The sequence below is a fragment of the Paenibacillus antibioticophila genome (genome assembly GCF_000455265.1).
GTDB lineage: Bacteria > Bacillota > Bacilli > Paenibacillales > Paenibacillaceae > Fontibacillus > Fontibacillus antibioticophila.
This window is the reverse complement of the sequence record NZ_HG005139.1, coordinates 2,619,543-2,632,032: the sequence shown is the minus strand read 5'-3', so window position 1 is coordinate 2,632,032 and position 12,490 is coordinate 2,619,543. Positions and strand designations below refer to the sequence as shown.

General features: G+C 50.4%; 12 protein-coding genes. All 12 read left to right on the top strand.

Features of this window, described 5'->3' with window-relative positions; genetic code table 11:
- Positions 1 to 54 precede the first annotated feature (54 nt).
- The 12 genes from lepA to TX85_RS12065 all read left to right on the top strand — a co-directional run bounded on the left by lepA (position 55) and on the right by TX85_RS12065 (position 12,490).
- Positions 55 to 1,872 carry a translation elongation factor 4 gene (lepA, locus tag TX85_RS12120; protein ID WP_044479350.1) on the top strand — a complete coding sequence of 606 codons (1,818 nt, stop codon included), beginning with the start codon at positions 55 to 57 and terminating at the stop codon, positions 1,870 to 1,872.
- Between the two features lie 556 nt (positions 1,873 to 2,428).
- Complete coding sequence (gene hemW / locus TX85_RS12115; RefSeq protein WP_044479349.1) at positions 2,429 to 3,595, top strand: radical SAM family heme chaperone HemW; 1,167 nt, start codon at positions 2,429 to 2,431, stop codon at positions 3,593 to 3,595.
- Between the two features lie 95 nt (positions 3,596 to 3,690).
- Positions 3,691 to 4,158 carry an N-acetyltransferase gene (locus TX85_RS12110; RefSeq protein WP_044479348.1) on the top strand — a complete coding sequence of 156 codons (468 nt, stop codon included), beginning with the start codon at positions 3,691 to 3,693 and terminating at the stop codon, positions 4,156 to 4,158.
- Positions 4,159 to 4,273: 115 nt separating this feature from the next.
- A complete protein-coding gene (hrcA, locus tag TX85_RS12105; protein WP_044479347.1) occupies positions 4,274 to 5,305 on the top strand; it encodes a heat-inducible transcriptional repressor HrcA in 1,032 nt (343 codons plus the stop codon).
- Positions 5,306 to 5,364: 59 nt separating this feature from the next.
- Complete coding sequence (gene grpE, locus TX85_RS12100) at positions 5,365 to 5,961, top strand: nucleotide exchange factor GrpE (RefSeq protein ID WP_044479346.1); 597 nt, start codon at positions 5,365 to 5,367, stop codon at positions 5,959 to 5,961.
- Between the two features lie 48 nt (positions 5,962 to 6,009).
- Positions 6,010 to 7,848: a molecular chaperone DnaK gene (gene dnaK / locus TX85_RS12095; RefSeq protein ID WP_044479345.1), complete on the top strand. Its 1,839-nt coding sequence runs from the start codon at positions 6,010 to 6,012 to the stop codon at positions 7,846 to 7,848.
- A 151-nt stretch (positions 7,849 to 7,999) separates the two neighbouring features.
- Complete coding sequence (dnaJ, locus tag TX85_RS12090; RefSeq protein ID WP_044479344.1) at positions 8,000 to 9,118, top strand: molecular chaperone DnaJ; 1,119 nt, start codon at positions 8,000 to 8,002, stop codon at positions 9,116 to 9,118.
- 169 nt (positions 9,119 to 9,287) lie between these two features.
- Positions 9,288 to 9,596: a hypothetical protein gene (locus TX85_RS12085; protein ID WP_044479343.1), complete on the top strand. Its 309-nt coding sequence runs from the start codon at positions 9,288 to 9,290 to the stop codon at positions 9,594 to 9,596.
- Positions 9,597 to 9,639: 43 nt separating this feature from the next.
- Positions 9,640 to 9,828, top strand: coding sequence for a YfhD family protein (locus TX85_RS12080; protein ID WP_044479342.1), 189 nt, complete (start codon positions 9,640 to 9,642; stop codon positions 9,826 to 9,828).
- Positions 9,829 to 9,927: 99 nt separating this feature from the next.
- Positions 9,928 to 10,896, top strand: a complete 969-nt coding sequence (gene prmA / locus TX85_RS12075) for a 50S ribosomal protein L11 methyltransferase (protein ID WP_044479341.1) — start codon at positions 9,928 to 9,930, stop codon at positions 10,894 to 10,896.
- A 4-nt stretch (positions 10,897 to 10,900) separates the two neighbouring features.
- The gene (locus tag TX85_RS12070; RefSeq protein WP_044479340.1) at positions 10,901 to 11,587 is read left to right on the top strand and encodes a site-2 protease family protein; all 687 of its coding nucleotides are present in this window, start codon (positions 10,901 to 10,903) and stop codon (positions 11,585 to 11,587) included.
- A 138-nt stretch (positions 11,588 to 11,725) separates the two neighbouring features.
- A complete protein-coding gene (locus TX85_RS12065) occupies positions 11,726 to 12,490 on the top strand; it encodes a 16S rRNA (uracil(1498)-N(3))-methyltransferase (RefSeq protein ID WP_044479339.1) in 765 nt (254 codons plus the stop codon).

Genomic DNA, 12,490 nt, shown 5'->3' with positions numbered 1-12,490 from the left:
TCTCAACTGATATAATGAATTGATTGACTACGAGGATTTGTGGTGGGGGTAAGAATGACTGACATTCGGGAAAGACAAAAGAAGATTCGTAATTTTTGTATTATCGCACATATAGACCATGGAAAGTCGACCTTGGCCGACCGGATCCTGGAATATACTGGAGCGCTTTCCTCAAGAGAAATGCAGCAGCAGGTTCTGGACCAGATGGATCTGGAACGGGAGCGCGGTATTACAATTAAACTGCAAGCGGTTCGCTTGTCTTATCGTGCGGACGATGGAGAAGAGTATATACTCAATCTGATCGATACGCCGGGACACGTCGATTTCACGTATGAAGTATCCCGAAGCCTGGCTGCCTGTGAAGGCGCATTGCTGGTCGTGGATGCTGCGCAAGGAATCGAGGCGCAAACCCTGGCTAATGTATATTTAGCGTTGGATAACAATCTTGAAATATTGCCTGTTATTAATAAAATTGATCTCCCAAGCGCTGATCCTGACCGCGTTAAGCAGGAGGTGGAGGATGTTATCGGCTTGGATGCCAGTGATGCCGTGCTTGCCTCTGCAAAAGCGGGTATCGGAATCAAGGAAATTCTGGAGCAGGTGGTTGAGAAGGTTCCGGCCCCGACAGGAGATCCTGATCAGCCGCTGAAGGCGCTCATCTTTGACTCGCATTATGATCCTTATAAAGGAGTTATCGTCTATGTGCGTGTCATCGATGGTCATATTAAGGCAGGCTCCAAGATCAAGATGATGGCGACCGACAAAACGTTTGAGGTTATTGAGGTCGGAGCATTCAAACCGCGGATGACTGTAGTGGACGAGCTTAGCGTCGGCGATGTCGGCTTTATCGTAGCCGGGATCAAGAATGTGGGGGACACCCGGGTCGGGGATACGGTAACGGATGCCAAGAAATCAACAGCAGAGCCGCTGCCAGGATACCGGAAGATCAATCCGATGGTCTATTGCGGCTTGTATCCGATTGAGACTTCGGACTACAATGATTTGCGCGAGGCCTTGGAGAAGCTTCAACTGAATGATGCTTCGCTGAGCTTCGAGCCCGAGACCTCCAGTGCGCTGGGCTTTGGATTCCGCTGCGGATTCCTCGGTCTGCTGCACATGGATGTCATCCAGGAGCGCATTGAGCGTGAATTCAATATTCCGCTGATTACAACGGCGCCGAGCGTAATTTATCATGTCACCTTGACCAACGGAGAACAGATTTCAATTGACAACCCTTCGAATTATCCTGAGGTTGGCAAGATCGAGTATGTGGAAGAGCCGTTTGTTAAGGCAAGCATTATTGTTCCGAACGATTATGTTGGAACTGTTATGGAGCTTTGCCAGGGCAAGCGCGGTGAATTCGTTAATATGGAATATCTGGATACGACACGGGTCACCATTATCTATCAGGTCCCGTTGTCGGAGATCGTATATGACTTCTTCGATCAATTGAAATCGAGCACGAAGGGGTATGCTTCCTTCGACTACGAGCTGTCCGGCTACCGTCAGTCCAATCTGGTCAAGATGGATATCCTCTTGAACGGAGAGCAAGTCGATGCGTTGTCTTTCATCGTGCACCGGGAGCGCGCGTATCATCGCGGACGGGTTATCTGCGAGAAGCTTCGCGAACTGATTCCTCGTCAAATGTTCGAGGTGCCGATTCAAGCCTCGATCGGAACAAAGGTTATTGCCCGCGAGACGGTCAAGGCCATGCGGAAAAACGTGCTTGCCAAGTGCTACGGCGGGGATATCTCGCGGAAGCGCAAGCTGCTTGAGAAGCAGAAGGAAGGCAAGAAGCGGATGAAGCAGGTCGGTAATGTCGAGGTTCCGCAGGAAGCCTTCATGGCAGTACTGAAGATCGACGATAAATAGCAGGTTCGACTTAGAGGCTGTCCCAGAGTCCTTGTTAATGATGCTGCGTCTTATGATCACTGTTGCTAGCGGATTTCTCTGATTCGACTAAGTTCTGACAAGGGAGCAAGCCGCTCAAAAGGGCGCATGAGCTCTCAATTCAGCAATTTAATTGCTTTTCAGCACTTGTTTCGTCGTATGAGCTCTCAATTCAGCAATTTAATTGCTTTTCGGCACTTGTTTCGCCGTGAGAGCTCCCAGTTCAGTAATCTAATTGCTTTTTGGCACTTGTTTCGTCGCGTGAACACTCGCACCTAAATGAAGCCATTTTAAGTGCGCGAAATAGCTATAGTAAGAAGTCATGACGCCCGCTTACTATAGTGAAATGTAAAATCACAGCCGGGCAAGCTGTCCAAAATCGTCATCGCCGATACGGGTTATGATGATGAAGAAAATGACCATCCTATTCTATTGGCGTGGGTGTTCCAAAGCTTGCTTTTGGGACACCCTCTTCGCGCTATATCGGACTTTCGGCTGGACACAGACATGAATTTGCAGTCATTAAGGAGGGAATAAGATGAGCCAGCAAACATCACCGCAGGCGGTGTATATTCACATACCATTTTGTACAAATAAATGCTTCTATTGCGATTTTAACTCTTACGTGCTGAAGGATCAGCCTGTCATGGACTATCTGCACGCACTGGATAGGGAGATGGAGCTTACGGTTGGAGAGACCCCTCCCGGAACGATCAAGTCCATTTTTGTAGGCGGAGGAACGCCAACCGTACTCAAGCCGGATGAGATGGAGTATTTCCTGAGCTCGGTCAAACGGCATTTTCCGGATTGGGCGGATGATATCGAATTCTCGATGGAAGCAAATCCGGGAACGACGGACCTGGAGAAGCTGTTGGTCATGAAGGCCGGCGGGGTGAACCGGGTCAGCTTCGGGGTACAGGCATTCCAGAATGACCTGCTTACGGGAATCGGACGGATTCATAATACAGATGATGTATATCGAAGTCTTGAGAATGCTCGTCTCGCTGGAATTTCAAATATGTCCATCGACCTGATGTTCGGGCTTCCTAATCAAACGGTTGACATGTTAAATGAAAGTATAGACCGGGCCCTTGAGCTGGAACTCCCTCATTACTCGATTTACAGCCTTAAGGTGGAGGAGAATACGTTATTCCATACCCTGTTTCAGCGAAATCAACTGCCGCTTCCGAGTGAAGAGGATGAGTTGAACATGTACCTGCTTCTGATGTCTCGGATGAAGGCAGTAGGATATAAACAATATGAGATCAGTAATTTTGCCAAGCCCGGCTTGGAGAGCCGGCACAATACGACCTATTGGCGAAATGAGGATTACTACGGTCTTGGAGCCGGTGCGCACGGTTATGTCGGCGGTCAGCGCCATATGAATATTAAAGGGGTCAGCCCCTTTGTCGAAGCCGCCAAGACGAGACTTCCGCGCCTGGAGCAATTCCGGGTTTCGCGCGAGGAGGCAATGGAGGACTTTGTGATGGTTGGCTTGCGGATGCTGGACGGGATTCGCAGCAGCGATTTTAGTGATCAATTTGGAGCTTCTCTGGAGAGTATCTTTGAGGGCCAGCTTCAAAAAATGCTGAATGCCGGACTTCTTGAGCCGCATGCTGATCATGGAGGTTATCGTCTCAGCGAGCGCGGGATTTTACTCGGCAACGAGGTATTTGGTGAATTTGTCGGGGCGCTAACCAGCTAAGGGAAATAGAATGTATATTCTCTCTTGAACTTTTATACACTGTGATGTATATTTATTCGTAAATCATTGCAGCGTTGATCGGAGGGGGAGAAGGTATGCAGGCTGTTATCTTATGCAGACAAGCGAAGCTGGAGGATGTAGGTCAGCTTTTTGAGCTTATAGATGAATATGCAAAAAAGGGGATCATGCTCCCGCGCTCCCGGGCTGTGCTCGAGCGGCAGATCGAAGATTTCATCGTTGCGGAAGCAGACGGTATCATTGTAGGCTGCGGATCGTTATGCAAGCTCGGAGATGAGCTGGTGGAGATTCGCTCGCTTGGCATCTCGGAAGGGTATAAAGGCCGCGGACTAGGCTCGATGCTTGTTGAGCAGCTGGAGATGGAAGCGAGAAAGCAGTCCCTCCCCCGGGTGATGGCTCTTACCTATGAGGTCTCCTTCTTTTTAAAGAATGGATATCATGTGGTGGAAAAGGAGATTTTTCCGGAGAAAGTATGGCGGGATTGCGTGAACTGTTCGAAGCAGCAATGCTGCGACGAAATAGCTGTGCTCAAGATACTGAACTGACTTGACAATCGTCAGGTTGGTTTGGTATTTTTGTAATAGTGATTAGCACTCAACGACAACGAGTGCTAACGAGCTTGAAACAGAGCTTTATCCAAGTGATACAGGAGGGATTACCATGCTTACGGAACGCCAAAGGATGATACTTAATGCTATAGTTGATGATTATATCCGTTCAGCGGAGCCGGTGGGATCCCGGAGCATATCCAAGCGGGGAGATGTTTCTTACAGTCCAGCCACCATCCGCAATGAGATGGCCGACCTGGAGGAACTTGGATTTCTGGAGCAGCCTCATACTTCTGCAGGACGGATACCTTCTCATAAGGGATACCGATACTATGTGGATCATCTGGCTCCCCAGGATCTGATCAAGCCGAAGGAATTGCATACCCTGAAGACGTTTTTTGCGGAGAAGCTGAATGCGATTGAACAGATCGTACAGCATGCGGGCACCATTCTTTCCAATATGACGAATTACACTTCCATCCTGCTTGGGCCGGAAGTTTTTAATACGTCGTTGCGTCATTTTCAGCTGCTGCCGCTGAATGAGAATACGGCTGTCGCCATTATCGTGACCAATACGGGTCAAGTGGAGAACAAGACCGTATCCATTCCGGCCGGAATTTCAGTTTCGGAGATCGAGCATTTCGTGAACCTGCTTAACCGAAAATTGACCGGGATACCTATTTACAAGCTGAAGACGGCGCTCTACAACGAGATCGGTCAGGAAATGGAGCGTTATGTGAGTCATTTCGAGGGTCTGATGAGTGTATTGGATGATGCGCTTGATAATGGGCAGGATACGCAGCGTTTGTTCCTTAGCGGGATGACGAATATGCTGACCCAGCCGGAATTCCGAGAGGTTGATAAGGTAAAGAGCATTCTCGATTTGTTCCAGGAGACGCCGACGATGCTGAAAATGATGGCCTCGGCTTCAAGCCCGGGCGGTATACAGGTGAGGATCGGGACTGAAAATGGCCATGAAGCCTTTGCGAACTGTAGTCTGATTACGGCGACCTATGCAATTGACGGTGAAGCGGTGGGAACGATTGGGATTCTTGGTCCGACACGAATGGAGTATGCACGGGTTATTGGAATCCTGGACATCCTATCAAAAGACCTGAGCAGATTTTTATCCAGGATTCATTAAATTCAATAGGGTAAATGATGCAGATGAATTGCAGCAATTTTGTCTAAGGAGGTGACATCTTGAAGGAACAACAACCGATTCAAGACGAGATGGAGACTGGAGTTAAAGAAGAGCTGGAAAATGCGGATACGGACAACGTAACGGACGACGGCACTCCTGAAGAAGATGTTCAGGAACAGGCAGCGGGTGATCAGGATCAAGCCCTTGAGGCTGAGACGGAGAAGCTGAAGGCTGAAATAGAAGAGCACAAGCAGCGTCTGCTTCGTACACAGGCCGATTATGATAACTTCCGCCGCCGGACCGTGAAGGAGAAGGAAGAGCTGGGCAAGTATGCATCTGCCAAGCTTATTACCGAGCTTCTGCCGGTCATTGACAATTTTGAACGCGCTTTGGGCTCGGTTTCCGATGTGCCGGAGGCAGCTTCTTATGCCAAGGGTGTTGAGATGATCTTCCGCCAACTGGAAGGTATTCTTAAAGCGGAAGGCTTGACGCCGATGGAGGCTGTGGGGACACCGTTCAACCCCGAGTACCACCAGGCGATTATGCAGGTGGAGAGCGATGAATATGAGGAAGGCGATGTGGTCGAAGAAGTACAAAAAGGCTACATGCTGAAAGATAAAGTGCTTCGTCCGGCGATGGTCAAAGTGAAAGGTTAATCGCCCTTTTCCCAGTTTGCAGCATACATTTAAGGAGGAACTATTCCTATGAGTAAAGTTATCGGTATTGACCTTGGAACAACAAACTCTTGCGTAGCCGTAATGGAAGGCGGCGAGGCTGTCGTTATCCCGAATCCGGAAGGCGCCCGCACCACTCCTTCGGTGGTGGGCTTCAAGAAAGACGGAGAACGCATTGTCGGTGAGACGGCGAAACGTCAGGCGATTACGAATCCGGACCGCACGATCATGTCGGTGAAGAGACATATGGGAACGAACCATAAAGAAACAGTTGACGGCAAGGATTTCACGCCGCAAGAAATTTCGGCAATTATTCTGCAGAAGCTGAAGTCGGATGCAGAAGCTTACTTAGGACAAACGGTAACCCAGGCGGTCATTACGGTTCCGGCTTATTTCAATGACAGCCAGCGTCAAGCAACCAAGGATGCCGGCAAGATTGCGGGTCTGGAAGTGCTGCGGATCGTCAACGAGCCTACGGCGGCAGCTTTGGCTTACGGTCTTGAAAAAGCAGAAGATCAAACCATCCTGGTTTACGACCTGGGCGGCGGTACATTTGACGTATCGATTCTTGAGCTGGGCGACGGCTTCTTTGAAGTTAAGGCCACCAGCGGGGACAACAACCTGGGCGGCGATGACTTCGACCAAAAGATTATTGATTATCTCGTTGCTGAATTCAAAAAGGATCAAGGCATTGACCTGAGCAAGGACAAAGCAGCTGTGCAGCGCCTGAAGGATGCTGCGGAAAAAGCGAAGAAAGAATTGTCCGGCGTTCTGACGACAACGATCTCGCTTCCGTTTATTACGGTAGTGGACGGCGTGCCTCAGCACCTTGAAGTTAATCTGACCCGCGCTAAATTCGAAGAATTGACGGCTGACCTTGTAGAACGTACAATGGGACCAACCCGCCGTGCGCTTAGCGATGCAGGAATGACCTCTGCGGATATCCATAGAGTAGTGCTTGTTGGCGGTTCGACCCGGATCCCTGCTGTACAGGAAGCAATCAAGAAGCTGACTGGCAAGGAGCCTCATAAGGGAGTAAACCCGGATGAAGTGGTAGCGCTTGGCGCCGCGGTTCAAGCAGGCGTGCTTACAGGCGATGTGAAGGACGTTGTATTGCTCGACGTAACCCCATTGTCGCTCGGTATCGAAACCGCGGGCGGCGTATTCACCAAGATGATCGAGCGCAACACTACCATTCCGACAAGTAAATCGCAAGTATTCTCCACCTATGCGGATAATCAGCCAAGCGTTGAAATCCATGTTCTGCAAGGGGAACGCGAAATGGCTGCCGGCAACAAAACGCTGGGACGCTTCATGCTGGGCGACATTCCGCTGGCTCCGCGCGGTGTGCCTCAAATCGAAGTTACGTTCGACATCGATGCCAACGGGATCGTGAACGTATCTGCAACCGATAAAGGCACAGGCAAGAGTCAAAAAATCACAATCACCTCGTCGAGCGGTCTGAGCGATGATGAAGTGGAGCGCATGATGAAGGATGCCGAGCTTCATGCGGAAGAGGACAAGAAACGCAGGGAGCTTGTTGAAGCAAAGAATAACGGCGACCAATTGATCTACAGCGTTGACAAGACGTTGAAGGAGCTCGGGGATAAAGTCGATGCTTCCGAGACGGAAAAAGCGAATGCTGCCAAGGAAGAGCTCAAGAAAGCACTGGAAAGCGATGACCTGGAAGTGATCAAGGCTGCTTCCGAGAAGCTGACCGAGATCGTTCAACAGCTGTCGGTGAAGCTGTACGAGCAGGCGGCTCAAGCCGGGGAGCAAGCCGGCGGTGCGGAGGGCGAAGCTGCTGGCGGCAGAGACAATGTAGTCGATGCTGATTACGAGGTTGTTGACGAAGACAAGAAGAATTAATCCGAGGCACATGCCTTGATGCATAGAGTAAATAGACTTGGGTGAGCTGGGGAGGTCAAAGTGCAGGTAAGCCTGCGCTTTGACTTTCCTTTTGCCGGATTAAGGGCCGGTCTTTACAGCAGGGCTTCAAGTCAAGTATGGGGGTGGAAGGATGGCAGAGAAACGGGACTATTACGAGGTGCTGGGCCTCGGCAAGTCAGCTTCCGAGGAAGAGATCAAGAAGGCTTACCGAAAGCTGGCACGGCAGTATCATCCGGATGTGAACAAGGCGGATGACGCGGAGGCAAAGTTCAAGGAAGTGAAGGAAGCCTATGATGTGCTGAGTGATTCCGGCAAACGGGCGCAATATGATCAATATGGGCATGTCGATCCTAACCAGGGGATGGGCGGAGGCTTTTCCGGCGATTTCGGCGGTTTTGGCGATATTTTCGATATGTTCTTCGGCGGCGGAGGGAATCGGCGTGATCCGAATGCTCCGCAGCGAGGTAATGATCTGCAATATACGATGACCATCGAATTCAAGGAAGCCGTATTCGGCAAAGAGACAGATATCACGATTCCCCGGACAGAGAATTGCGATACTTGTAACGGGAGCGGAGCAAAGCCGGGCACCCGGCCTGAGACTTGTTCTGTCTGTCATGGTTCAGGCCAACAGGAGGTCGTGCAGAATACGCCATTTGGCCGTATGGTTAACCGCCGTGCATGCTCTAACTGCGGCGGTAGAGGACAGATTATCAGGGAGAAGTGCACCACCTGCGGTGGTAACGGCAAGGTCAAGAAACAGCGGAAGATTCATGTCCGCATTCCGGCGGGCGTGGATGACGGCGCTCAGCTTCGGATGGCCGGAGAGGGTGAAGGCGGGCTGCGCGGAGGTCCGGCCGGCGATCTATATATCATTATCCGTGTGAAATCTCATGATTTCTTCGATCGGGAAGGCGACGATATTTATTGTGAGATTCCGCTGACCTTTGCCCAGGCTGCACTAGGCGATGAGATCGAAATTCCGACCTTGACGGAGAAGGTAAAGCTGAAGATTCCTGCCGGTACACAGACGGGAACCTACTTCCGCCTTAAGGGCAAAGGGGTGCCTAAGCTGCGCGGCATCGGTCAAGGGGATCAGCATGTCAAGGTTGTGGTTGTTACTCCTAGCAAGCTCAACGAGGAGCAGAAGGAATTGCTGCGCCAATTCGCTTCGCTCGATGGGGAATTCACGCATGAGCATGAACAGTCGTTCTTCGACCGTATGAAGCGGGCTTTCCGCGGGGATTAATTTAACAGGATAGGCCTATAGCGGCATGAGGGCTGCCCGGACATCGCAAGATGATGCCGGGCCGCTCTTTTTTATTTTCAGAGGATAAATACTTATCCAGATACTCATCCTAATCCTCGAGGAACCTTGTAAGGTTCTGTTCATTATTGAAGGAAGGACAGAATGCGGTATGGGCGAGAAAAATATTCTGGCGTATTTCAAAAGCCCTGAGGAAGCCGGTGAAGCAGCTGCCAAGCTCCGTGCGTTAAGAGCGGCGGATGTATCTATCGATCGCATCAGCCGTTATGGAGAAGAATACTCTGTTGAGTTCGGAGACTCCTTAGGGATTCTTAGCGCTGCTGATCCGGCTTCAAGCGGCATGAGTCATGGCGGACAAGGAGGGCCAACCGGAAGGGATATCCTGCTTACCGCCGTCGTGGATGAAGGCATTCATCATCAGGCATTGCGTCTGATTGAGGACCTGGACGGACTGCTATAGCCTTTAGCAAGCAACTCAAATCTGTGAAGGGGGAAGGTACAAGATGTCCAAATTTAGTTCAGAGGATCGGCGTACGAAAAGGGGATCGGCTGATAGAAGCCTGAACGATTTGTCCGGAGGATATCATGAAGACGTTGAATTTTCCGATGACCTGGCAGATCAGGAGGACTGGGAAGCCTTGGAGCGCAGTGAACGGGCAAATGCTCGACAGGAAGGAAAGCGAAAATTGTAATGAAAGCGCCGGGTGCTGATGCCCGGCCTTTTTTTGCGATAATGTCCCGGTCTATAGTACAATAAACCTTATGCATGATTTCAAGGAGGAAAACTTACGATGAAATGGAATGAACTTACAATACATACTACCGAAGAGGCCGTGGAGATGATCACCAACTTTCTGCATGAGGCAGGTGCAGGCGGCGTTACGATAGAAGAGCATGTCGATAATAGCAAGCCCCGCGACACCTCGCTCGGTCAATGGTTTGAAATTCCTCCTAACGACATTCCGGAGGGAGAGGCGAAGATTCTTGGCTATTTTCCGGAAGGGATTGCCTTGGATGAGGTGGCAGTACAGATCAGGCGGCGGGTTGAAGAGCTTCGGGAATATGACATTGATCCCGGACAGCCTGTTTACTCCATCAGAGAGGTGGATGAGGATGATTGGGCGAACAACTGGAAGCAATATTTCAAGCCGCTAAAGGTGTCCGATCGCTTGACCATCAAGCCGACCTGGGAAGAGTACACGCCGCAATCGGATCAAGAGCAGATTATTGAGCTTGATCCGGGTATGGCCTTCGGCACAGGCACGCATCCTACGACATCGTTGTGCTTACGCACATTAGAAGGTGTAATACAGCCGGGAGACGAAGTTATAGATGTCGGCACCGGTTCCGGAATTCTTGCCATAGGCGCATGCAGATTAGGTGCTTCCCGGGTGCTGGCGCTGGATCTGGATCCTGTAGCTGTCTCCAGTGCCGCGGAGAACACAAGATTGAACGGCCTGGAAGATCGGATTCAGGTTGTGGAAAGCGATCTGCTGTCGGTATTGAAGCAAGGTGTGAACACCCCGATATCTGTGAAGCTGCCGGTTCGCGTTGTGGTTGCCAACATTTTGGCCGAAATCATTTTGCTATTCATTGAGGATGTCTATGAAGCGCTTGAGTCAGGCGGAATTTATATTGCTTCAGGTATTTATAAGAACAAGGAGCAGGCTGTGCAAGACGCGCTGCTTGCTGCCGGCTTTGAGATCACGCAGACAGCCCGTGAAGAGGATTGGGTTGCCTTTGTAGCGAGAAAGAGGTAAATAAATGGAGTTTCTAAATAAACTCTTGTATGTGCCAATCAGCGAGTTGCCGTTCTACCTGGTTACATTGCTGATTGCATTTACAGTCCATGAATTTTCTCATGCCTATTTTGCTTATCGGTTCGGTGACCCTACAGCCAAGATGCTTGGAAGGGTTACCCTTAATCCGACGGTTCACTTTGATTTTTTCGGTATTGTCCTGCTGTTGATAGCAGGCTTCGGCTGGGCCAGACCGGTCCCGGTCAATCGCGATAACTTCGACAAGCCCCGTTTAATGGGCATTATCGTCTCGGTTGCCGGCCCGCTGAGCAATTTATTGCTGGCCGTGCTCGGCTCGGTGATCTATGCAGCGCTTTTGCAGTCCGGAGTAGTATCTCCATTTATGGTAGAGGATAAGTTGCAGCAGGCGATTCATATCTTTTTCAGCACTTTTATCGTCATGAACTTCTTTCTGTGTCTGTTCAACCTTATTCCCTTGCCGCCGCTGGACGGTTACCGGATCGTCGAAGATCTGGTGCCGCGCCGGATGCTGGGCATCCTGCACCGATTTGAGCAATGGTCGATCCTGGTTTTCTTGATTATTCTGGTAGTGCCTACATTTCGGCTCTATACTATAGTGCCGCTGTACGGAGCGGCAAATGCGCTGGCGGAACATTTTCTGATCTTCTTCCGTGTTCTGTTCGGAGCTTAAGAGGTAGTTCAAAAAGCCGACTTTTTAAATTTGAGCTTAAGGGGGCAGTTCGGAGTTCTCCCTAAAACCGCCACTGGAATCCGGAAAATAAAAGTTGTATGATGTATTTTGGTTTATTTTGTGCAAGGAATGGTGATTATGCAGCGGTACTTTATTGGGCCCGATCAATTCGGAGAGCGTTCTGTAACAATCACAGGTGAAGACGCCCGCCATATAAGCAAAGTTATGAGATCCAAACCGGGCGATCAGTTCATCGTCAGTGACGGTGCCTCCCGGGATGCCCTTGTCAAAATTGTATCCTTGGAGCCGGAGACAGTATCTGCGGAGATCCTTGAAATGCTTGAGCAGAAAGGCGAGCCTTGGGTGAAAGTCACACTTGTCCAGAGCCTGCCGAAGGGCGACAAAATGGAGACGGTCATTCAAAAATGCACGGAAATTGGTGCAGATGGATTTCTGCCCTTTATCTCGGAACGGACTGTCGTACAGTATGATGGCAAGAAGGAAGAAAAGCGGATAGCCCGGTGGCGTAAAATCGCCAAGGAAGCGGCTGAGCAATCACACCGCAGTGTAATTCCAGCCGTAGAGACTCCAATCTCATGGAAGGAATTGCTCCGTCGATTGGATACCTTTGATCTTGTATGCATCTGCTATGAGAAGGAAGATGGCGGCGGGCTTAGAGATGTGCTTCGCCCCTTGATTGAGGCGACACTGCGGGAGAACCAGTGCCATGTTGCCGTCGTGATTGGTCCGGAGGGCGGATTTTCGGAACGGGAAATCCAGGAGGCGGAGGAAGCGGGAGCCGTATCCACTTCGCTTGGCAGACGGATTTTAAGAACGGAGACAGCGGGAATGGCTGCCCTGACATGCATCATGTATGAATCTGGAGAAATGGGGGGGATGTAA

Excerpts from the sequence above, each read along its gene's own strand:
- lepA (WP_044479350.1), top strand. The coding sequence starts at position 55 with ATGACTGACATTCGGGAAAGACAAAAGAAGATTCGTAATTTTTGTATT.
- hemW (WP_044479349.1), top strand. The coding sequence starts at position 2,429 with ATGAGCCAGCAAACATCACCGCAGGCGGTGTATATTCACATACCATTT.
- TX85_RS12110 (WP_044479348.1), top strand. The coding sequence starts at position 3,691 with ATGCAGGCTGTTATCTTATGCAGACAAGCGAAGCTGGAGGATGTAGGT.
- hrcA (WP_044479347.1), top strand. The coding sequence starts at position 4,274 with ATGCTTACGGAACGCCAAAGGATGATACTTAATGCTATAGTTGATGAT.
- dnaK (WP_044479345.1), top strand. The coding sequence starts at position 6,010 with ATGAGTAAAGTTATCGGTATTGACCTTGGAACAACAAACTCTTGCGTA.
- dnaJ (WP_044479344.1), top strand. The coding sequence starts at position 8,000 with ATGGCAGAGAAACGGGACTATTACGAGGTGCTGGGCCTCGGCAAGTCA.
- TX85_RS12085 (WP_044479343.1), top strand. The coding sequence starts at position 9,288 with ATGGGCGAGAAAAATATTCTGGCGTATTTCAAAAGCCCTGAGGAAGCC.
- TX85_RS12080 (WP_044479342.1), top strand. The coding sequence starts at position 9,640 with ATGTCCAAATTTAGTTCAGAGGATCGGCGTACGAAAAGGGGATCGGCT.
- prmA (WP_044479341.1), top strand. The coding sequence starts at position 9,928 with ATGAAATGGAATGAACTTACAATACATACTACCGAAGAGGCCGTGGAG.
- TX85_RS12070 (WP_044479340.1), top strand. The coding sequence starts at position 10,901 with ATGGAGTTTCTAAATAAACTCTTGTATGTGCCAATCAGCGAGTTGCCG.
- TX85_RS12065 (WP_044479339.1), top strand. The coding sequence starts at position 11,726 with ATGCAGCGGTACTTTATTGGGCCCGATCAATTCGGAGAGCGTTCTGTA.